Genomic DNA, 20,234 nt, shown 5'->3' on the forward strand with positions numbered 1-20,234 from the left:
TGTTCCCAGGATATTCGTCACCATCGAGCGGAGACGGTCGAAGTCCTCAGCCTGATCGCCAAGCGGGCCACTAAACCCTCGCTGCCGCCACTGACCGTTCCAATGTTGCTCAGGCCCCGGATAGTGCCCCTGCTGATACGTCCTCCGCCCTCATCGGAAAACAGTGACGGTCCTTCGCCGAGACGGGGCGCGATCTCCTCCAGGTACCACCCCAGGATCAGGTCAAGGCCGTCGAGCATCGGCACCCACCGCGGCCGGGGTCCGGAGGTCTTGGCTCCCTTGCCAAAGCGGACGTGGACCTTCCCGAAGGGGCCGCGACCGAAGTGCACGTCTGCCCGATCCAGCGACGCCGTCTCCTCCGCCCGCAGCCCCGCGAGATAGAGCGTGCGGAACAAGGCATAGTCGCGTCCGGCGACCGCATACTTCCGCGCGCCGGCGATGCGCTCCTTGAGGAAGTCGAAGAACTCCTCCATCCGCTCATCACTGGGCGGAGCGATCGCGGACGGCGACGAGGAATCGACGTGGCGTGCAGCGTTGAAATCATCGATCGGGTCAACCAGACGGACGCCAAAAACAGACTCGATCTCATTGGCCTTGCGCACGGACAAAAACGCATGGAATCCCTTGAAGGCCTGGACATACCCACGCCGGGTCGCAGCCGATAGGCCAAGCTCGACAAGCCCGGCAACGACCCGGTCGACGTCCTCGGCCGTAACTTCCCACGCCGGCCGGCCGCAAGCGGTCAGGAACCGATCGAGCACCCCGGCGTTGTTCTCAATCGAAGTCTGGGCGAACCCTCGCACGGCCTGGGAGGTCCTGAACGCCTCCACACACGAATCCTGGAACGCCAGAGGATCCGCCGGAGGGTCGATGGCCGGAGCGGGCGCGGCGCCGCCGTGAACAAGACGCAATCCGTCATTGACCACGCACACCTTCTTCCAGCCTTGTAACTGTAGGCGCCACCTTATCGAGCAAGGCGCTATCTTGAGCATGGCGACACGACGAAAAGACCTATATGCCCGGGTCAGTGACGGGATTCCGCCTACAAACCTGTGCCAATGCCAGTTGAATGGGAATTCAGGAGGGAAGCGTCGAGGTCAATGATCAGCGGGTTCTCCGCGCTCACGCCGTGCAGGGGCGAGCCCTTGCCGGCCTGCGCCCACACATGGGCCCGAGCCTTGGCACGGGCGCCGTTGATGGCCGCCAGCGCCTTGGCAGGCTCTACCGTTGCCAGGATCTTGAACAGCCGGCTGATGGTCGGATCCGAGGCAACGAGCCCGTAGACCTCGGGCTGGTTGCGGAGCCGGTCAATGTCAGAGACGCTGTCGCCGCCCGTGGCCAATGACAGGGCCAGATCGCTGAGGATTTTGCCCGGGTCGTGCGTGGCAAAGGGTTTGCGCCACGGCTCCAAATCCTCCGACAAACCAGCACCAAGACCAGCGACCTTCACCATTGAGGTCAGGACCACACCGCCAGCCTGAGACACCACCCCGTCTCCGGAAGAATCAACACGGACAGACGGGTAAAAACCGGTAAAGTAACTCACCTGCAGGGTGCTCCTGATGTGTCATGAAAAATGTTGTGTGGTAACTACATTTTCCCACGTCAGGGCACCCTTCAGGCTTTAATTACGCGGCCCGGTAACACCCCCGATGAAATCTCGAGGTTAATCTGCGGGCCTTCCTGAAATTCCTGGACCGCGACGACCTGCAGGACGCCCTGGACTTGGCCAACGCCAAACGTCATCACGGGATCTTTCCAACCCTGGGCGACGAGGATGAACAGACGGTTCTCCGGGCCGGCACCGGGGGCTTGGTCGCGGCCCGGGATGCTGCCATCACCTTGCTGGCGTTGGTGACGGGCCTGCGCGCGTGCGACCTGATCGCCCTGCGGTTGGGTGACATCAACTGGCGGGAATCGACGATCGGGATTGTGCAGCAAAAAACGGGCAACCCGCTGACGCTTCCCCTGCTGCCGGCGATCGCAGACAGGCTTGCGGAGTATGTCCTCACCGAGCGTCCCGATGTCGGTAACGACCACGTATTCTTGCGGTCAGTGGCGCCCCACACCGAGTTCTCGGATCACTCGTCCATCTATGATGTGACCAGACGAACCTTCAGCGCGGCAGGAACGGACTGCCCGAAGGTCGGGACGAGGTTGCTGCGCCACAACGCCGCCACCAGGCTCCTGCGTGCGGGGACCCCGCTGCCGACGATCTCGGCGGTCCTTGGCCACTCCGGCCCGGATTCCACCAACGCGTATCTCTCCACCGACACCGAGCACATGCGCGCGTGCGTCCTCCCGCTGCCACCGGCTTTGCAACAAGGAGCGGGACGGTGAACGGGCCCAGATTCACCAGCGCGCTCGGCCCCGAGCTGGAGCGTTACCTTGCCTTCAAGAAAAGCATGGGCATCTACTGCGACACCCGGGTCTGGTATTTGAGGAGTTTCGACCGCTACTGCACGCAACGAGCCGTGGATAACCTTGACCGGGCCACCGTGAAGGCTGGGTTTCTTCCCTGATCGCATGCCTCCCGAACGGCCGCCGGTCGTGGATGTCATATATCAGGGACTTCGGCCGTTGGGAACGACTCAATGGCGATGAGGACGCCTACGTTCTGTCTGACCAGTGGAGGTCCGACCTCGTCCGCCCGCAGCCATACCTGCTGACGAACAAGGAGATCACCAGGTTCTTCGATGCCGCGACACGGTTGGAGACCAGGTCCCCGTGGAGGTGGCAGGGGTCCGCGTTCTTCGCCCTCATGCATTCGTGCGGGTTGCGCACCTGCGAGGCGCGAGGGTTGGCGCCGGGGGACGTGAACCTGGCCGAGGGCATCATCGACGTGCTCTGGTCCAAGGGCAACCGCAGCCGACAACTTCTCCTCAACGATCAGATCGTTGACGTTCTGGCTGATTGCGATCCTTCTTCGTTTCCACCACCGGCGACCCGGTGACGGGATCAATGGCTGCGTCCATGTTCCACAAGATCTGGGACCAGGCCGGGCTGCCGCACCCGGTCGGAGGGAAACAATCTAGGCCGTACGATTTTCGGCATCATTTTGCCTATGCCAACATCGAACGTTGGATGGCCGAAGGCACCGACGTCAACGCGATACTGCCCTACCTGGCCAGGTATATGGGCCACGCCTCGCTTCAGAGCACGAACTACTACATCCATACATCCCCGGATTTCATGAACGGCTACGCCGACATCGTCCGTGAAGGCCAGGGAATTCTTCCCGAGGTGGGATTCGAATGAAACGCGACACCAGGAACGACACCCCCCAACTTTTGGGGCTACGCACGGAACTACCTGCACGAATACATGCCCCAAGTCAGGGGCCTGTCCCCGAAGACCATCGGGGCCTACCGGATTTCCCTGGAATGTTTCGTGGGCTCCCTCGTGGACGAGCAATCCGTCCAGCGTAAGGACATCGGCTTCGAGCATTTCGAACGGAAGTTCCTCAAGGCATGGCTGATCTGGATGCGGGAAACCAAGCACTACCAGCCGAAGACCGCGGGCCTGCGCCTGACCGCCATCAAGGCGTTCCTGCGCTACGCCTCCCAGGAGGACCTCCGGCTGGTGGCCTTGCACGAAGCAGCCAAGGCGCTCAAGGCCCCCGCCGCGGCAATGAAGCCCATCGAATACCTGCAGGAGAACGAGACCGCCGCGATCCTTGCAGCCTTCACCGGCTCCACCCCGAAGTCGCGGCGCAACCGCATGCTACTGATACTCCTCTACGAGTCCGCGGCACGCATCAGCGAACTCACCGGACTTGCCCTCGGTGACCTGACGCTGGCGAAACCGGCGCACCTGACACTTACCGCGAAAGGGAACAAAAGCCGCGTGGTGCCCCTTGGCGACAAAACCGTCGGGCACCTGCAGGTCTATCTCCAGGAGTTCCACCCCCAGCGTCCGGCCCTGCCGGCCACGCGTCCGCTGTTCAACAGCCTCCACCATGGCGAACCGACCCGGCTTTCGGAAGACAGCGTCGCCGCGATACTCAAGAAGGCCGGGGACATCGCCCGGGCAACTTGTCCGTCGATCCCCGTCAAGCTGCACTGCCACCTGTTCCGTAAGACAAAGGCGATGGACCTCTACAAGCAAGGAATCCCGCTGCCGATCATCATGCAACTGCTCGGACACGTTAGCGAGAGCACCACCTCGGCTTTCTACGCCTTCGCGACCTCGGACATGATGAAAGCAGCCATGAACACGGCAGCTCCCGGCATCGGCCAGGCCACCGTGAAATGGCTCAGCGAAGAAAACCTGCAGAAGCTCTACACCCTCCGATAACCATGAAAACGCTAAGTCGAGGAAAAGTTCCGGAATCCCCGGAAACCCGGGACAAAACCGGCAGCTCTCGGCTTAGCGTTTTCCTCGGCTTAATCGGAACTAAGCCGATATCGGCTTAGGGTGTGTTGCTAAACCGTTGTGGGGTTAGTTTCCGACAGGTTGGATTCATGGCAGCAAGGCAGGAGATTTCCGACGAGGCATGGGCCGTGATGGCGCCGCATTTCCCGGTATGGAAGGGTAACGGGCGTCCGATCATGGATATGCGCCGAACGGTCGAAGCTATCGTGTGGCGGTTCCGTACCGGGGCGCCCTGGCGTGATGTTCCTGAGAGGTTCGGGAACTGGAACTCGATCTATGGTCGTTTCGCGGACTGGTCCAGGGACGGAACGTGGGCAAACGTTCTCGCGGCCGCGCAGGCTGCCGGCCAGCGTGCCGGTGATGTTGACTGGACAGTATCCGTGGACGCGACGATCACACGCGTGCACCAGCATGGTGCCACCCTTCCCCGCGTCACAGGGGGCCCCGCCAAATTACAAGAAACTCGGCGATGAAGAGCCCGCGGACCACGCGATCGGCAAGTCCAGGGGTGGAATGACGTGCAAAATCCACCTTGCCACGGACGGGAAGGGACGGCCGCTGGGCCTGGTCCTCACAGCCGGTCAGGCCGCTGACACTTCGTTTTTCCAGACCGTACTGGCGAACATCTCAGTCACCGGCGGATCCCGGGGACGGCCACGCACGAGGCCCGACAGGGTGCTGGCAGACAAGGCCTATACCTCCAGCGCCAACCGCGGCTACCTGGCCAGCAGAGGAATCAAAATCACGATTCCGGAGCGTTCCGACCAGATCACAGGACGGGCCCGGCGCGGCTCCAAAGGCGGACGGCCCCGATCCTTCGACAAGGAAGCCTACAAAGGCCGAAACGTCGTTGAACGCTGCTTCAACCGGCTCAAGCAATGGCGTGGCATCGCGACCAGAAGCGACAAAACAGCGCGCAGCTACCTCGCCGGCGTCACCCTCGCCTCGGCCCTGATCTGGATCAAATCAGTGGTTTAGCAACACACCCTAGCACTGATAACGGCGGGGAATTCATCAACTACGCCCTGATCGCCTGGGCTGGCGACAAAGACATTTACTTCACCCGGTCCCGGCCCTACAAGTCCAACGACAACGCCCACGTCGAGCAGAAAAACGGCGACGTGGTCCGCCGGCACGCGTTCCACTACCGTTACGACACCGCCGCCGAACTCAAACTCCTCAATGCTCTCTACGCCCTCGTCCGGGTCCGGCTGAACCTCTTCACCGCCACCACCAAGGCCGTCGGTTGGCGCTCAAACAAACACGGGAAAAAGACCCGGATCTACGACAAACCGCGGACCCCGTACCAACGCGTCATCGACTCCGGAATCCTCACCGAAGCCAAAGCCGCCGAACTCGCCCAACTGATGGAGATCACCAACCCGGCCGACCTCACCCGAGGCATCACCAAAATTCAGACCCAGCTGATAGCCCTCGCAGCAGCCAAAACCCGGGCCCTGGAAGCCTCATCCACGCGAGCAGAAATAGCTGAGGCACGCACAACCCTCTCGCGAGCATCTTGACATGAGTCGTTACGCAAGGCGCCTCTGATCGGTATCGAAAGTAATCGAAAGCGTGTGCCCTTCAGAAAAGACCTCCGAAGGACGGCCCGGCCTTGCCGCGGCGGCCAACACCTATATCCCCGGCGCTGGGTGCCGATTTATATGAGTACCACTACTTATTCACTTGGTCCGCTGGTCGGTCTAGCATTCAGCTCATGAAGGAATACCGCTCCCGGAGCGGCGTTGGATGGGGACTTCGACGACATCGGATTACGGCATTTATTGCTTCGGTTGGCATCGCAGTGGCGGTACTCACCGGCGTGTTTTTTTCTGCGCCAGCGACCGCAGACCAGACCCGCCACACCCTGGCCGTTGGTCTGACGACGGCCGCGGGATCGGTTCAGGATCCAGCCGGCAGAATTTGGATTTCTGATGCCACGGCAGGATTTTGTCGCGTTCTTGAAACCTCCGACAGCACGGTCGGCAGGATCGAGCACCCACTGACAGCAACGGATCCGGCAGCAAAGACCTGTCTCGGAGGCACTTTGCCTTACCGTGGAAAAGGACCCGCGCTGGCAGCGAGTCCCGCTTTGCTCGACCCAACCCCCACTTCCCCGGGCAGCGGGGATGAACTCGTGTTCATTCCGGACGCAGCTGCAGGAAGCGCTGAACTGATTCGCGCGAAGTGGAATCCAGCCACGGGTAAGTTCGAATACCTCGATCAGCTCACGGTCCTGGATGGCGATCTCAGACCCAACGCTGCGAGCGCGGGTCCAGACAACAACATCTACCTGTCTTTTGCGCGGGCACGGGCGATCGTTAAGATCACGAGACCAGCAGCGAACCAACCAAGTATCGAACAGATAGCTTCGGTCAATTCGGCCGCATCGGGTCTTTCCGCTACTACGTTCAATAGCCAGGGACGAGTCACGGTCTTCGTGGCCGAGGCCGCCGGGCTGACAACTTTTACAGCTCCATCCGACGGAAGCCTGACTGACTACGTTCCCCTTGCCGCCTACAACGTCGGGAAGCCAACACGAGTCTATTTCGATAGGGCTACCAACATGCTTTATACCGGAACCTCCGGAGGCACATCGGCGGCCAACGCAGGCATGGACTCAGTTGCCCGTATCAATCTGCAGACCGGTGTCGTTGAATCGCAGTGGGCCCTTGGATTCAGCATGGTCAGCGGCCTCGGCATGAAGGCCGGAAAACTCCTGGTCATGGACGACGCCGGCCAGTTGGACGCGAATAAACCCGCGGGACAGGGCAAGCTCTACCTCTTGTCGAACACAGCGGCGCAGATCCTGACAGGCCCCACGGCGGCAGATGGGACGCAGGCCGCAAACCCCGGGATCACCAACGATCCAACACCAACGTTTACGGTAGGAACGGTTCCGGCAGGCAGCCAGATTGAATGCAGCTTAACGGGGGCAGGACAGACTGAGGTTTGGCAGGATTGCACCTCCGGGAGCTACACCCCTTCGTCGCCCCGGGCAGATGGCTCGTATTCCTTTGCGGTTCGCCCCATCCCCGGCATCGCAGCGACCCGTACGTTCCAGATCGATACCGTTCCTCCCGCAGTGCCAGCCATCACCGCCCCGACCGCCGGCGAGATCGTTACCGGCAATCCCGTGCTCGCAGCCTCATCCGAGTCCGGAAGTTCACTGCGCTGCTCCGTTGATTCAACGGCGGACAACAGCTTCATCGCCTGTGCCTCCGGCCAGCCCTTTGCTTTGACGAAGGAGGGGCCCGTGACCCTCCGAGTCAAAGCTGTTGACCTCGCCGGGAACGTGAGCGCCGCAGCTTCAGTCAATGTCACCGTCGACCGCACCCCTCCCCTGATCACGATCACGGAACCTGCGGAAGGTGCGACCGTGTCGGATTCGATGTCCATACAGTTTTCGTCGACGTCAGCTGACAGCTCAGGGTTCAGGTGCAGCCTTGATGGCGACGCTTTGTCAGCTTGCACTTCTCCGAAGGCGTATAGCGGCCTTGGGAACGGCCAGCATCACGTTGATATTGAGGTTTCGGACGTCGCCGGGAACAAGAGCCTCGCCACCCGTAACTTCACTGTCCAGGTCGCTGACACTGTTCCGCCCGTCGTCACGGCGTCACCTCAGTCCGGAACGTACGGACCGGGAACGACCATAACGTTGTCGGCGAACGAGCCTGCGTCGGTCTATTACACAACTGACGGTTCAACCCCCACCGCCTCCAGCACCCGGTACGTCGAGCCCATCCTGCTCGGCGCCTCGATGACTGTTAGATATCTGGGAGTCGACTCGGCATCGAATGCCTCGGACGTGGGGCAGCAGGCCTACGTCCTTGATGCCACACTTCCCGGGGTGGTCGCCTCGCCAGCCGCCGGCACATACCCGGTCGGGCAGCAGATCACGCTGACGGCCAATGAGCCCTCGACGATCTATTACACGACCAATGGTTCGACGCCCACGTCCGGAAGCACGAAGTACACAGGGCCCATCACGCTGTCTGCGTCGATGACACTGAAATATCTTGCGATTGACGTTTCCAACAATGCGTCGCCGGTGGGAACGCAGGCATATACGGTTATTCCTCCCGTTTCCGGACTCTGGAAGGACTTCAACAGCGACTCCAAGGCGGATGTCATAGCCCGGGACAGTGGGGGTACGCTCTGGATTTACCCCGGCACCGGGAAAGGCGGTTTCCTGGCCCGCAAAAACACCGGTCCTGGCTGGAATGACATGTCGGCAATAATGCCGACTCCGGACTTCAGCGGGGACGGCCGCAGTGACGTGCTTGCCCGGGATAGCAGCGGAGCCTTGTGGCTCTACGCAGGCACTGGCACGGGTGGCTGGCAGCCCAGAGTCAAGAATGGTGAAGCGTGGAACGGAATGTCCGCAATTTTCTCGCCCGGCGACTTTGATGGCAACGGCAAAACGGACATCCTGGCGCGGGACGAGGCTGGCGCCCTCTGGCTGTACCCGGGCAACGGTTCTGGCGGGTTCCTGGAGCGCGTTCAGGTGGGTAGCGGCTGGAACGTCATGAGCTTCATCTTTAGCCCGGGCGACTTCAATGGTGACGGCAAGAGTGATGTATTGGCTCGGGATTCCGGAGGAAGCCTCTGGCTTTATCCGGGCAACGGCAGTGGTGGCTGGCTCGCCCCGCAACAGGTGGGTAGTGGCTGGAACGCCATGAGCACCATGCTGGGCCCAGGTGACTTCAACAGCGATGGAAAGCCGGACGTCTTGGCACGCGATGCGGCCGGGCGCCTCTGGCTCTACCCCGGCAACGGCAAGGCCGGTTGGCTGCCCCAGAAGCAAATCGGTACAGGGTGGAATGGGTATCTGATCCCCTAGCCGCTGATATCTGCTCCTTGCCGGGCAGCACATCGATAACAGTGCCGCATCTTTCACTTTGGCAACATCAGGATCACTGGTTTCACAAGCTCGTACGGTGTTAGTGTGAGCGCGTTAAGTCTCAGCAACCCCAGTTCGGTGTCTCCTGACCGGATTTCACTGGAAACTGAAACCCTGATGTTGCGCTATAGGGAGCGCCTCATGTCATCGGAGCCAAAATGATTCGGAACCACTTAGTCAGCTATCGTCCCCTTCTGCGGGTCTTGGGCACAGCCGCCTTGGCGGCGGCCCTTGTTGCAGGCCCAGGGCTGGCAGAAACTTCCGTAGCGTTGGAACCCAGCCCAACGCCGGCGGCGCCCACGGCGGATCCGGGTGCTCAGCCTTCAGCTTCGGCTCCAACGGTATCCGCGCCGGCGACATCGGCTCCTGCCCTGACCGGGGAGCAGCCGGCAACAGCTGCCACATCGGCTGCTGCCGCCTCCACACCCACGGAAGAATCGATGGCTGAAGCCATCGGCGAGGGCGGGGCGGAGATGGGCCAGCGCTCCGCCCGGGTGACTGCGTCGGCTACTTCTGACTCCTTGAAGAAACTCAGCACCGAATCCCTGGCAACCGAAGGTACTTGGATGCCCACGTTTGGTGTCCAGGGACTGGACGTTAGCGGCCATCAACCCAGCGTGGACTGGCAACAGCAGTGGAATATGGGCGCCAGGTTCGCCTATGTCAAGGCAACAGAAGGAAGTTACTTCACCAACGACTACTTCAACTCCCAGTACCAAGGATCTCGCAACGTCGGGATGATCCGCGGCGCTTACCACTTCGCAATCCCGAACGGCTCCTCCGGATCCGACCAGGCGCGCTTCTTCGTGCAGAACGGCGGCGGCTGGCCCGCGGACGGTTACACAATGCCGCCTGTGCTCGACTTTGAGTTCAACCCCTATGAGGGCCGAACCATCAACGGGTTCTATTTCGGCAACACTTGTTACAACATGTCACCAACGCAGCTGGCGTCCTGGGTCCGCGACTTCGGCAACACGATGCTGTCACTGACGGGTCGTCTGCCAATGATCTACACGAACACAAACTGGTGGAAGCAGTGCCTTGGGGATCCTGCCGGCTTTGGTGACTACCCGTTATGGGTTGCAGCCTACCCACTGACGTCAACTAACAACGCTGGCGCCGTTCCCTCAAGCTGGAGCACTTACAGCATCTGGCAGTACAGCAGCACCGGGCCGTTCGCAGGCGATTCGAACGTATGGAACGGCAGTCTGGCGCAACTGAAAGAATTCGCTGCCATAGGTGACTCCGGGCATAGCGGACCCTCTATAAAGTCCGATGCCGACATTCTCGCCGCTGACGCAGCGGGCAACCTGTTGAACTATGCCTCGAACGGCGCGGGCGGCCTCCGCGCGCCACGAACCATCGGCTCGGGCTGGACGAGCCTGCGATCTGCCACTACCACCGACTGGGACGGTGACGGCGTCCGCGACATCTTTTCACAATGGGATAACGGGGACCTTCTTGTCTACAAGGGGCTGTCCTCTGGAGGGTTTTCGACACCAACCCGGATTGGCCAGGGCTTTCAAGAAAACCTCATCACTGTCGGTGCCTGGCGGACGACCGATTCGCGTCCTGGTGTAATGGCACGGAAACCCTCGGGCGAACTTGTCTACTACGCAAGGTCGGGTGACGGGCTGCAAGCCGGGGTCGTTTCCGGGACTGGTTGGGGAAATATCAACGTCACGATGCTCGACTTCGACGGCGATGGCAATCAAGACATCCTGGCCCAAACCGGAGCCGGTGAATTGAAGCTCTACCGTTCAAACGGCGGCGGGGCGTTCATTGCCGAGACACGGACTGTGGTCGGAACGGGATGGAAGGCCATCACCGCGGTTTCGCTGAGTGGCGGCTTCACCGGAAGCGGAACACGAGGCCTCGTGGTACGCCGTGACGGCGGAGCCTTACAGTATTTTCCGTTCGGACAGGGAGCTTGGGGACAGGCTGCGACAATCGGCACAGGTTGGAATCCGCTGCTTATCCTTGGCTCCGTTGACCAGACTGGACCTCAGCCGTGGGCCACACCGGCAGACACAATGGGCATTACAGGTGAGGGAAAGCTGCTGCTGTATCCTGCGGAAGCCGGCGGCCTCCTGTCAGGGCGGACGGTCGGCACAGGGTGGACAAACGTCCAAGCCGTCTTCAACACGGATTGGGACATGGACGGGAGGCTGGATCTGTTGACCCAATGGAAAGATGGTGCCGTGACCCTTTATAAGGGCCTCGCGGGAGGGGGGTACTCGGTTCCTGTCGGACTGGCCACCGGATTCCAGGACAAGACCGTGACGATTGGCCCCTGGAATAGCAAGGATAAGAGGCCCTTCATAGTGGCGAAGTCCGCGAACGGCGACCTCTTGCTCTACGCCCGCGGGACTGCGGATGCGCTGAAAGCTGCTGTTCCCATTGGTTGGGGATGGAGCGGACTCGACATCACCATGTTCGACTTTGACGGAGACGGCAACCAGGACCTGCTCGCCCGGCGCTCCGATGGTCAACTGCTTCTTTACCGAACGGATGGAGCGTCCAATTTCCTGAACGAGAACCGGAGGCCAGTGGGCAGCGGTTGGGGCCCGGTGGACGCCGCGACCTCCACTTTGGGGTTCCAGGGGGCCGGCACGACTGGTCTTACCGTTAGGTTCAAGGACGGCACCCTTGCCTATTATCCTGTTGTGGGCGGGGCGTGGCGGGCGCCTGTGACGATCGGTTCCGGTTGGACGCCGCTGTCGATTGCCGGATCTGCGCGCTGGCCATAGCCGGTGTGGCTCCGACCAGGGAGGGCTCCTGACGCATGCCCCTCCAGCCGGAGGACGGCAACTGGCCGTGGCTGGGGCGCCGGCCTCGCGCCAGGAGACCGGACATCCAGGCGGCCATGCCTTCTGCTGTAGAATTACACACCGGGTGCGTTCACTCAGGGCCCTTTCGGCTCAAGACACAAAGCAACAGGAGGCTTCTTCAGTGATCTCTGCCCGGATAACCGGTTTCCGTGCGGCCCAAGGCAGATCCTGGTTTTTGCCATCTTTCCTGGTGTTGCTGTTCCTGAGCTGGTCGTGGGCCTTCGCCTCGCCAATTGCTGCTATCCCCGACGAGCCGGCCCATGTCACAAAAGCCGCCGCCGTCGCCCGCGGTCAACTTGGTGGTACACAAGTCGGTACCGATGGGCCGCTGCTCGCTGTCGATGTCCCTCGTTACATCCGATACGTGGATGCTATGACCTGTTTCGCGAGGCATTTGGACAAAACGCCAACGTGCGCCCCCCACCTCGACGGAGACCCTGACGATACGGTCAAAGCACTAACCACTGCGGGACTTTACAACCCGATTTACTACGCAATCGTTGGTTGGCCGTCGCTTGCCGCATCGGGGTTCCCCGCAGTGTACGTAATGCGTTTCGTCAGCGCCTTGTTGAGCAGCTTCTTTCTCGCCGCGGCATTCGGCGCGGTAAGCCAGTTGCGTCGCAACAAGTGGGCACTCATCACTCTGTCGGGCGCTATTACGCCAATGATCCTTTTTCTCAATGGATCAGTTAACCCGAACAGTCTCGAGTACGCGACAACGGCAGCGATATCAGCCAATCTGCTCTTGCTTCTTCGGAAGTCCTCATTGGAGCGCCTGCCAATTCTTCCAATAGCAATAACCACAGCCGCCGCTGCGCTGCTTGCCAATACCAAGGCTCTTTCCTTACTTTGGCTGCTAATAATCGTTCTGGCTGTCATGCTCACGGCGACAGGCGTCCAACTGAAACGCTTAGTCAAGACCCCCGCAGTCCTCGCTGGTGCCGGCGTCATTGCTCTTGCGTGCGCGTTCGCTGTCAGGTGGATCGTCCGGCACGACAGCCTGAGCAGCAAACCATTTGAGGGCGCCGGCCTGGAGCCCGCCGATGGCGTGGAAATCATGCTCGATAAAACATTCAGCCACATGCTCGGGTGGATAGGTCAATTCGGCTGGTTGGAACTCGATGCCCCTGTAGGCGTACTTGCCTTTTGGATGGCGATCATTTTCGTGGCCACCTTCTCTGTCCTGCTATTTACCCGGGGACGATCCCGCCTCGCCGCCCTGCTCTTGGCAGTCAGCCTTATCGTCCTTCCCATAGCACTTCAAGCCCAAGTCATTTCCGAGCAGGGAATCATCTGGCAGGGGCGCTACATCCTCGCCCTATTCGTTCCGTTTATGCTTATGGCCGGCTTCGCCCTTGACAGGTCGCTTACTGGGCGCATCCCGACGCAGGGGCGGAGGGCCCTCGGCGCCGTTGTCAATATCGCGGTAGTTGCACAAATCGTCACCTTTGTATGGGTGCTCCGGCGATACACGACCGGCCTTTCACTGGACGTTCGGTGGGGTGACATGCTTGGGGCCCCAGAATGGCAGCCGCCGCTTGGCATTGTTGGTGTCGTAATCATCTTCTCGGCGACTTTGGTAATAGCCGCTGTGCTTCTCAAACGACATATTAATAGCCCTGACGGTTTGCCCGCTGCCGGTAACACCACCGAACCTGTATCAGCAGAAAGCGTCTGCGGGCATCCTGCGGACAGGATGACGGATCATGCATAATCACCAACGGGATCAGAACGTTGACGAGCGCAAGCCGATCCAGTCTCTACGGCGAGCCATAAATCATAGCGCCTTCCGATACCTGTTTTTTGGGGGCCTGTCGTTCTCAGTCGACCTGGGTCTTCTCGTTCTATTCCGGGAGGTTTTCCAATGGAACCTCTCTGTGGCCACTGCCATCGCGTTCCTGCTCAGCTTCGCCTTCAGCTACACAGTCCAGAAGCTCTTTTCCTTCGAATCCGCCCACAGAACACACGTTAGTCTCGGCCGATACACCCTCTTGGTTGGCGCAAACACAATAGCAACCGTCTTCATCGTGCAGCTTTTATCCCTCACCGGCCTGGGTTATGGCGGAGCAAAAGTGGTTTCCACGGCCGCGACCACTGTATGGAACTATTTCCTCTACAAGCACTGGGTATTCGGAGGCAAGCAGCCGACGCGGGACCATGTCGAGGAAGAAAATCGAAAGGACCCCATCCACAATGTATAACGGCGCCCGAATCGCTGCAGTCGTTCCCGCCTATAAAGAGGAGAGAATGATCGGGCAAGTCATTGAAACCATGCCCGACTACGTGGACCACATTGTTATCGTTGATGACTGCAGCCCGGACAATACTTCTGCGGCAGTCCGTGCAATGTCAGACTCCAGGGTGGAGCTCATTCGTCATGACGTCAACCAGGGTGTTGGAGGTGCCATTATCACGGGGCACCGAAAAGCCATGGAGCTCGGCGCCGATGTGAATGTCGTGATGGCCGGCGATGCCCAGATGGACCCTGCTTATCTTCCCGATCTCTTGGAAAAGGTCGTGGACGACGGCTACGGATTCGCCAAGGCGAACCGGTTCTTTTCCGCAGGCTCATTCTCGGGGATGCCCAAATACCGCATTTTTGGCAACATTCTCTTGTCCTTCATGACCAAACTTGCGTCGGGATACTGGCATCTCTTTGATCCTCAGAACGGTTATACCGCCGTCCGGACTGAAATTTTGCAGCGCCTGCCCCTGGACACGATCTCCAAGCGCTATAGCTTCGAGAACGATATGCTCCTGAACTTGAATATCCTCCAGGTTCCCGCCATAGACGTCCCCATCCCAGCGGTGTACGGCGACGAAGTTTCCAGCATCAGGCTCAGCAAAGTTGTTCCCGAACTGCTGCATATGCTTGGGACCGGATTCTGGAAGCGGATTTGGTACCGCTATGTGCTGTGGTCCTTCTCCCCTGTTGCCCTCATGCTCTTCCTCGGAATGGCCCTGTTTGGGGTGGGTTCCGTCATCAGCATCTGGGTTTGCTTCCAGATCCTGTCCAGTACTGTGGCAACCGCGGCCACCGTGATGCTAGCCGCATTGCCGTTGATGCTGGGAACCCAACTATTGATTAGTGCGCTGCAGCTTGACATACAGGCCAGTCCCTCGGCACCCAGTCTGCCGCACATTCGAAACCACGGCAGGACAAAGCGTTAAGCGAAGCGAGGCCCGGGCTGGTTCAGCCCGGGCCTCGCTTCTTATGTTGCCGCCGCCGTGAAGGGAAAGGGATACTGCCGATTTGCCGTTGGCTACTTGCTGTTCTGTAGGTAGCCCTTGAGGCGGGTATCAGCAAGTTCAGGGCGGAAACCCGTGCCGGTGATCTTTGTCAGGTCCAGCACGCTGTTAGAGGGCCGGGGCGCGGCCTCCTTTCCGCGAAAATACTCGGATGTGGAGACGCCGGTGACGCTGCCCCGCGGGCGCCCGGAAAGTTCGAAAACGTCAGCCGCAACGTCCGCCCAGGACCGGGGCTCGCCGTCGTTCGTCAGGTTGTACGTACCAAACGGTGCCCCGACATCCAAGAGGTGCTTGATCCCGGCTGCAAGGTCTTCCGAGAAGGTCAGACGGCCAATCTGGTCGTTGACAACGGCGGGTGAAACTCCTTTTTCCGCGAGGGACGCCATGGTTCGGACAAAGTTCGGCCCGTCACCAATGACCCAGCTGGTCCGGATGATGTAATGCCGTGGAACCACACTGACAACGGCGTCGCCCGCAGCCTTGGTCTGGGCATAGACGCCCAGAGGAGCCGGGCCCTCGGTCTCATCATGGGAAGGACGGGACCCGTCGAAGACGTAGTCGCTTGAGACCTGCACCATCACCAGGCCATGGGCGACGGCGATCCTTGCCAGTTCCGCAACCGCGGTGACATTCAGTGCCCACGCAGCCTGGCGGCCTTCTTCCGTTTCAGCCGCATCCACCGCCGTGAACGCTGCAGCGTTGATGACGGTGGAATATTTCCGCCAGTTTCGGTTGCCAAACGACGCAGGATCGAGGAGGTCAAAGGTGCTCCGGTCAGCAAACTCCACGCCGGGATCCCCCGCGTACGCCGATCGCAGGGCCTTCCCAAGCTGCCCGTCAGCCCCGAGCACCAGCGTTTTCTTGGGCGCCATCGGGGTGACCTCCGCCAGCCGCGGGTGAGCCATGTCCTTTTCGGACAGTTCCGCTTTCTCCAGCGGAATAGGCCAGGAGATGCCCACGGTTTCGTCAGCTAGATTCACGAACGTGTACTCCGCATCGGCGGACCAATGGTCATTCACCAAATAGACGTAGGACGTGTTGTCCTCCAGCGTCTGGTAGGAGTTTGCGACGCCGCGGGGAATGAAGATCGCCTTGCCGGCATCCAGCTCAGCCGTGAACACGGCGCCAAAAGTCGGACCTTCGCGAAGATCCACCCAGGCGCCAAAAATGCGGCCAGTCGCCACGGAAACAAATTTGTCCCATGGTTCGGCATGAATCCCCCGGGTCGTACCGGCTTTGTCGTTATACGAGATGTTGTTCTGCACGGGGCTGAAATCGGGCAGCCCGAGCGCCATCATCTTCTCCCGCTGCCAGTTTTCCTTGAACCAGCCACGGTTGTCGCCATATACCGGGAGGTCGAAAAGCAGCATGCCAGGAATGGGCGTCTCCGTGGCAGCGAGCTTTTTCTGGAAGTCCATGCCTATTGGCCCTGCACTTTGTATTTTGCTTCAGTTGCGGCTTTCTGCGGCCGCCACCACTCCTCATTGTCCCGGTACCAGGCGATGGTGTCCTCGATGCCGGCGTCGAAGTTGGAAAACTGCGGTTCCCAGCCCAGCTCGTCGCGGAGCTTAGTAGAGTCGATCGCGTACCGCAGGTCATGGCCCGGCCGGTCAACCACGTGGTCGTACGCGTCCGGGGACTGGCCCATGTGCTTGAGGATCAGCTCCACGACGTCCTTGTTGTTCTTCTCCCCGTCGGCGCCGATCAGGTAGGTCTCCCCGATCCGGCCCTTGGCAATGATGGCCAGTACGGCCGAGGAGTGGTCGTTGGCGTGGATCCAGTCACGCACGTTCTCCCCCATGCCATAGAGCTTGGGGCGGATCCCGTCGATCACGTTGGTGATCTGACGCGGAATGAACTTCTCCACGTGCTGGTACGGGCCATAGTTGTTCGAGCAGTTGCTGATGGTCGCCTGCAGCCCGAAGGAACGCACCCAGGCACGGACCAGAAGGTCAGAACCGGCCTTCGTGGACGAGTACGGGCTGGACGGGTTGTACGGGGTCTGCTCAGTGAACCGCTCCGGGTCATCGAGCTCCAGGTCCCCGTAGACCTCATCGGTGGAGATGTGATGGAAACGCTTATTACGCTTCCGGGCCGCCTCGATTAGCGTGTACGTGCCGATGATGTTCGTGTCCAGGAACGGCCGCGGGTCATGCAACGAGTTGTCATTGTGCGACTCAGCAGCATAGTGAACAACAACGTCGTGAGCTGCGACCAGCTCGTCCACGAGCGGCTGGTCACAAATGTCACCCTTGACGAACTGGAACCGCTCGGCCGGAAGGTGCGTCAGCGACTCCTCGTTGCCTGCGTACGTCAGCTTGTCAAGGACGGTCACGTGGTGGTCCGTTGTGGACATGACGTAGTGGACAAAATTGGAGCCAATGAAGCCGGCGCCGCCGGTTACTAATAGTCGCTGCATAGTTTCAAAGGTTACCGGATTTGGATGATGCACGAGTCAGCAGGAAAGATAGGCTATATGCGCGGAATCATTCTGGCCGGCGGTACCGGCTCACGGCTCCATCCGATCACTCTAGGCGTCAGCAAGCAACTGATGCCTGTCTTCGATAAGCCGATGATCTACTATCCGCTCTCCACCCTCATTTTGGCCGGAATCCGGGACATCCTCATAATCACCACGCCCCACGACGCCGAACAGTTTGAGCGCCTACTGGGGGATGGCTCGCAGTTTGGTATCAACTTGAGCTATCTCCAACAGCCGTCTCCCGACGGGCTGGCGCAAGCGTTCATCCTCGGAGCGGAGCACATTGGCAACGAGCCAGTGGCGCTTGTTCTAGGCGACAACATCTTTTACGGTCAGGGTATGGGAACCCAGCTTCGCCGTTTCGAGAACATCGACGGCGGTGCAGTCTTTGGATATTGGGTCGCTGACCCGAAGTCATACGGTGTTGTGGAATTCGACGCCAGCGGCAAGGCCATCTCTTTGGAAGAGAAGCCGGAAAAGCCCAAGAGCCACTATGCCGTTCCCGGGCTGTACTTCTATGACAATGACGTCGTTGAAATTGCGCGGAGCCTCAAGCCATCGCCTCGCGGGGAGCTGGAAATCACAGACGTGAACCGGACATACCTGGACCAAGGAAAACTTCAGGTTGAGATACTTCCCCGCGGCACGGCCTGGCTGGATACCGGTACATTCAATGACCTCAACGATGCTTCCAATTTCGTGCGCACGACCGAGAACCGGCAGGGTCTGAAGATCGGGGCACCGGAAGAGATCGCATGGCGGCTAGGCTTCCTTAGCGATGACGACCTTCGACAGCGGGCCGAACCCCTGCGCAAGAGCGGCTACGGAACGTACCTGCTGGGCCTCCTGGAAAACGGCCGCTAATCCACAGTGCGGCTCCGTCACAGTCGGGATAGGTTCCTCGATCGGATCCGGAAGATGGTCGGACATAGCGGCGGCGAGGACTCCGGACGGAAAACGTTCTGGCTGACATTCCTTCTGCTGATGGGACTCTCCACGGCGTGGACTGTGGCAACGCCGCTGATGGGTGCGCCCGATGAACCTGCCCAGGTCATCAAAGCGGCGGCTGTTGTCCGGGGCGAGATGGCAGGCCTGGAAAAGGCCGGGGTCGGCACCTTTCGGTACGTCATAATCCCGACAGGAATTGCGTACTTAGACAGCTTCGATTGCTTCGCCCAGCATGCAGATGTCACACAGGGAACAGTGATGAACTGGTTGGGGCACGCACTTCGGCAGGAAACTACAACCCCGTCTACTACGCCGTAGCCGGTCTCCGGTCTCTGTTCAGCAGCGACCCTGGAGTTGTCTATGGCATGCGGATGGTCAGTTCCCTACTAAGTTGCTTTTCCTGGCCCTCACCTTTACCGCACTCTCGCAAATGCGCCAACGCAAGTGGGCCATGGTCTCGACAGCTGTCGCTGTTACCCCAATGGTTCTCTTCCTCAATGGCGTAGTGAATCCAAATTCGCTCGAATACGCGACTGCGGCCCCCCTGCTGGCCAACCTCGCGTTGCCTTCTGGAACGTTCCTTGGAGCCGGCAGCCTACCCACGCTTCGTGCCAATCATCGCTGCCTCTGGATGTCTGTTGGCCAACACGAAAAGCCTGTCGCTCCTGTGGCTTGCCTTGATGATGGTCGCGGCCTGCATTCTTGGGACCGGGACGCAGGTGAAAGCCTTGAGCCGCAACCCGTGGGTGGTTGTTAACCCATGACAGTCTCGCCAGCAGTCCCTTTGAGGCGGCAGGCTCGTCGCCTGTAACGGGCTTCTTGATAGTGCTCAGTCGCACCCTAGAGTACTCAACGGCCTACGTCGGCCAGTTCGGTTGGCTGGAAGTATCACCCCTCGTTGGGGGCGGTTGTACTCTGGCTGGGCATCGCGACAGCGCTGATCCTGTCCGCTACCGTGCGCGCCAAGGGCGGTCCGCATGCGGCGACAGTCTTCCTTGTTACAGCGCTCCTGCTCCTCCCGCCGCTTCTTTCAGGCACAGGCCATCGGCACTATCGGAATTGCGTGGCAGGGCCGCTACATCCTGGCCGTTTTCATTCCGCTGGTGATAGTTTCCGGAATGGCACTCGACCGCATCGACCCGGGCCCCTTCTCGCGGCACATGGCGGCGGGCTTGAAGGGAGCAGCCGTGCTGGTCGCATTTTTCTACTTCTGGACGTTTGCGCAGACCCTGCAGCCCTATGTAAGCAGTTGGGCTGCGGACCGTGCGTGGACCGATGTGTCCGCCAACCCGTCCTGGCAGCCGCCAGGCGGCACCTCGCTGTCCCTTGCATTCATCACTGTCATGCTGGTTGCCGCTTTGTGGCTGGTGTGGCGCGGTGTTACTGCGGAGCACGGCCAGCAACATGGTGCCCCAAACCCGCTGGCTCAACGAAGTAGCTGACAGCG

Annotated in this window: 20 protein-coding genes and 1 pseudogene; 16 read left to right on the plus strand and 5 right to left on the minus strand. The window is 60.3% G+C overall.

Translation table 11 applies throughout. The annotated features are described in order from the left end of the window. Positions 1–17 precede the first annotated feature (17 nt). The gene (locus FYJ92_RS12425; RefSeq protein WP_219729662.1) at positions 18–926 is read right to left on the minus strand and encodes a site-specific integrase; all 909 of its coding nucleotides are present in this window, start codon (positions 924–926) and stop codon (positions 18–20) included. A 116-nt stretch (positions 927–1,042) separates the two neighbouring features. After that, a complete protein-coding gene (locus tag FYJ92_RS12430) occupies positions 1,043–1,546 on the minus strand; it encodes a transposase (protein WP_185260998.1) in 504 nt (167 codons plus the stop codon). A 179-nt stretch (positions 1,547–1,725) separates the two neighbouring features. On the opposite strand from FYJ92_RS12430, the gene FYJ92_RS12435 reads away from it, so the two are divergent. The 8 genes and pseudogenes from FYJ92_RS12435 (at position 1,726) to FYJ92_RS12460 (ending at position 9,217) form a co-directional block, all read left to right on the plus strand. Next, on the plus strand, positions 1,726–2,340 hold the full coding sequence (locus FYJ92_RS12435; RefSeq protein WP_255482056.1) for a site-specific integrase: 615 nt from the start codon (positions 1,726–1,728) through the stop codon (positions 2,338–2,340). Further along, complete coding sequence (locus FYJ92_RS19090) at positions 2,337–2,522, plus strand: hypothetical protein (RefSeq protein WP_255482057.1); 186 nt, start codon at positions 2,337–2,339, stop codon at positions 2,520–2,522. Before FYJ92_RS12435 ends, FYJ92_RS19090 begins: the two co-directional genes overlap by 4 nt. 32 nt (positions 2,523–2,554) lie before the next feature. Then, positions 2,555–2,953, plus strand: a complete 399-nt coding sequence (locus FYJ92_RS19095; RefSeq protein WP_255482058.1) for a tyrosine-type recombinase/integrase — start codon at positions 2,555–2,557, stop codon at positions 2,951–2,953. A gap of 20 nt (positions 2,954–2,973) precedes the next feature. Further along, positions 2,974–3,258, plus strand: coding sequence for a hypothetical protein (locus tag FYJ92_RS19100; RefSeq protein WP_255482059.1), 285 nt, complete (start codon positions 2,974–2,976; stop codon positions 3,256–3,258). Between the two features lie 66 nt (positions 3,259–3,324). Beyond that, positions 3,325–4,296 carry a tyrosine-type recombinase/integrase gene (locus FYJ92_RS12445; protein WP_185260999.1) on the plus strand — a complete coding sequence of 324 codons (972 nt, stop codon included), beginning with the start codon at positions 3,325–3,327 and terminating at the stop codon, positions 4,294–4,296. 167 nt (positions 4,297–4,463) lie between these two features. Further along, positions 4,464–5,352 (plus strand): annotated as a pseudogene (locus tag FYJ92_RS12450) (IS5 family transposase). Positions 5,353–5,495: 143 nt separating this feature from the next. Next, on the plus strand, positions 5,496–5,897 hold the full coding sequence (locus FYJ92_RS12455) for a hypothetical protein (RefSeq protein WP_185261000.1): 402 nt from the start codon (positions 5,496–5,498) through the stop codon (positions 5,895–5,897). 92 nt (positions 5,898–5,989) lie between these two features. Then, positions 5,990–9,217, plus strand: coding sequence for a chitobiase/beta-hexosaminidase C-terminal domain-containing protein (locus tag FYJ92_RS12460; RefSeq protein WP_255482060.1), 3,228 nt, complete (start codon positions 5,990–5,992; stop codon positions 9,215–9,217). A gap of 376 nt (positions 9,218–9,593) precedes the next feature. Here the strand turns inward: FYJ92_RS12460 and FYJ92_RS12465 are convergent, their stop codons facing one another. Continuing rightward, complete coding sequence (locus FYJ92_RS12465) at positions 9,594–9,851, minus strand: hypothetical protein (protein ID WP_185261001.1); 258 nt, start codon at positions 9,849–9,851, stop codon at positions 9,594–9,596. A gap of 43 nt (positions 9,852–9,894) precedes the next feature. On the opposite strand from FYJ92_RS12465, the gene FYJ92_RS19105 reads away from it, so the two are divergent. From FYJ92_RS19105 to FYJ92_RS12485, 4 genes are all read left to right on the plus strand, one after another. Further along, positions 9,895–12,027, plus strand: a complete 2,133-nt coding sequence (locus FYJ92_RS19105; RefSeq protein ID WP_370525959.1) for a GH25 family lysozyme — start codon at positions 9,895–9,897, stop codon at positions 12,025–12,027. Between the two features lie 145 nt (positions 12,028–12,172). Continuing rightward, positions 12,173–13,822, plus strand: coding sequence for a DUF2142 domain-containing protein (locus tag FYJ92_RS12475; protein ID WP_185261002.1), 1,650 nt, complete (start codon positions 12,173–12,175; stop codon positions 13,820–13,822). Continuing rightward, entirely contained in the window at positions 13,815–14,309 is a 495-nt protein-coding gene (locus FYJ92_RS12480; RefSeq protein WP_185261003.1) for a GtrA family protein, read from the plus strand. The genes FYJ92_RS12475 and FYJ92_RS12480 overlap by 8 nt, the downstream gene beginning before the upstream one ends. After that, the gene (locus FYJ92_RS12485) at positions 14,302–15,279 is read left to right on the plus strand and encodes a glycosyltransferase family 2 protein (protein WP_185261004.1); all 978 of its coding nucleotides are present in this window, start codon (positions 14,302–14,304) and stop codon (positions 15,277–15,279) included. The genes FYJ92_RS12480 and FYJ92_RS12485 overlap by 8 nt, the downstream gene beginning before the upstream one ends. 92 nt (positions 15,280–15,371) lie before the next feature. Here the strand turns inward: FYJ92_RS12485 and FYJ92_RS12490 are convergent, their stop codons facing one another. Both FYJ92_RS12490 and rfbB read right to left on the minus strand, forming a co-directional pair. Next, on the minus strand, positions 15,372–16,775 hold the full coding sequence (locus tag FYJ92_RS12490; protein ID WP_370525960.1) for a sugar nucleotide-binding protein: 1,404 nt from the start codon (positions 16,773–16,775) through the stop codon (positions 15,372–15,374). Between the two features lie 2 nt (positions 16,776–16,777). Then, a complete protein-coding gene (gene rfbB, locus FYJ92_RS12495; protein WP_185261005.1) occupies positions 16,778–17,776 on the minus strand; it encodes a dTDP-glucose 4,6-dehydratase in 999 nt (332 codons plus the stop codon). A gap of 57 nt (positions 17,777–17,833) precedes the next feature. Here rfbB and rfbA point away from each other — a divergent pair, with 57 nt between their 5' ends. From rfbA to FYJ92_RS12510, 4 genes are all read left to right on the plus strand, one after another. Then, a complete protein-coding gene (rfbA, locus tag FYJ92_RS12500; protein WP_185263790.1) occupies positions 17,834–18,703 on the plus strand; it encodes a glucose-1-phosphate thymidylyltransferase RfbA in 870 nt (289 codons plus the stop codon). 54 nt (positions 18,704–18,757) lie between these two features. After that, positions 18,758–19,105 (plus strand): hypothetical protein, encoded by a 348-nt coding sequence (locus FYJ92_RS12505; protein WP_185261006.1) that lies wholly within the window; start codon positions 18,758–18,760, stop codon positions 19,103–19,105. 133 nt (positions 19,106–19,238) lie between these two features. Further along, on the plus strand, positions 19,239–19,544 hold the full coding sequence (locus FYJ92_RS19330; protein WP_370526270.1) for a hypothetical protein: 306 nt from the start codon (positions 19,239–19,241) through the stop codon (positions 19,542–19,544). Between the two features lie 220 nt (positions 19,545–19,764). After that, entirely contained in the window at positions 19,765–20,229 is a 465-nt protein-coding gene (locus tag FYJ92_RS12510; RefSeq protein ID WP_185261007.1) for a hypothetical protein, read from the plus strand. The last annotated feature ends 5 nt before the right edge of the window (positions 20,230–20,234 follow it).

The sequence above is a fragment of the Pseudarthrobacter sp. NBSH8 genome (genome assembly GCF_014217545.1).
In the GTDB taxonomy this organism is placed as follows: domain Bacteria; phylum Actinomycetota; class Actinomycetes; order Actinomycetales; family Micrococcaceae; genus Arthrobacter.

Coding starts and splice junctions, on each gene's coding strand:
- FYJ92_RS19095 (WP_255482058.1), top strand. CDS start 2,555: ATGTCATATATCAGGGACTTCGGCCGTTGGGAACGACTCAATGGCGAT.
- FYJ92_RS19100 (WP_255482059.1), top strand. CDS start 2,974: ATGTTCCACAAGATCTGGGACCAGGCCGGGCTGCCGCACCCGGTCGGA.
- FYJ92_RS12445 (WP_185260999.1), top strand. CDS start 3,325: ATGCCCCAAGTCAGGGGCCTGTCCCCGAAGACCATCGGGGCCTACCGG.
- FYJ92_RS12480 (WP_185261003.1), top strand. CDS start 13,815: ATGCATAATCACCAACGGGATCAGAACGTTGACGAGCGCAAGCCGATC.
- FYJ92_RS12485 (WP_185261004.1), top strand. CDS start 14,302: ATGTATAACGGCGCCCGAATCGCTGCAGTCGTTCCCGCCTATAAAGAG.
- FYJ92_RS12490 (WP_370525960.1), bottom strand. CDS start 16,775: ATGGACTTCCAGAAAAAGCTCGCTGCCACGGAGACGCCCATTCCTGGC.
- rfbB (WP_185261005.1), bottom strand. CDS start 17,776: ATGCAGCGACTATTAGTAACCGGCGGCGCCGGCTTCATTGGCTCCAAT.
- rfbA (WP_185263790.1), top strand. CDS start 17,834: ATGCGCGGAATCATTCTGGCCGGCGGTACCGGCTCACGGCTCCATCCG.
- FYJ92_RS12505 (WP_185261006.1), top strand. CDS start 18,758: ATGGTCGGACATAGCGGCGGCGAGGACTCCGGACGGAAAACGTTCTGG.
- FYJ92_RS19330 (WP_370526270.1), top strand. CDS start 19,239: ATGGTCTCGACAGCTGTCGCTGTTACCCCAATGGTTCTCTTCCTCAAT.
- FYJ92_RS12510 (WP_185261007.1), top strand. CDS start 19,765: ATGCGGCGACAGTCTTCCTTGTTACAGCGCTCCTGCTCCTCCCGCCGC.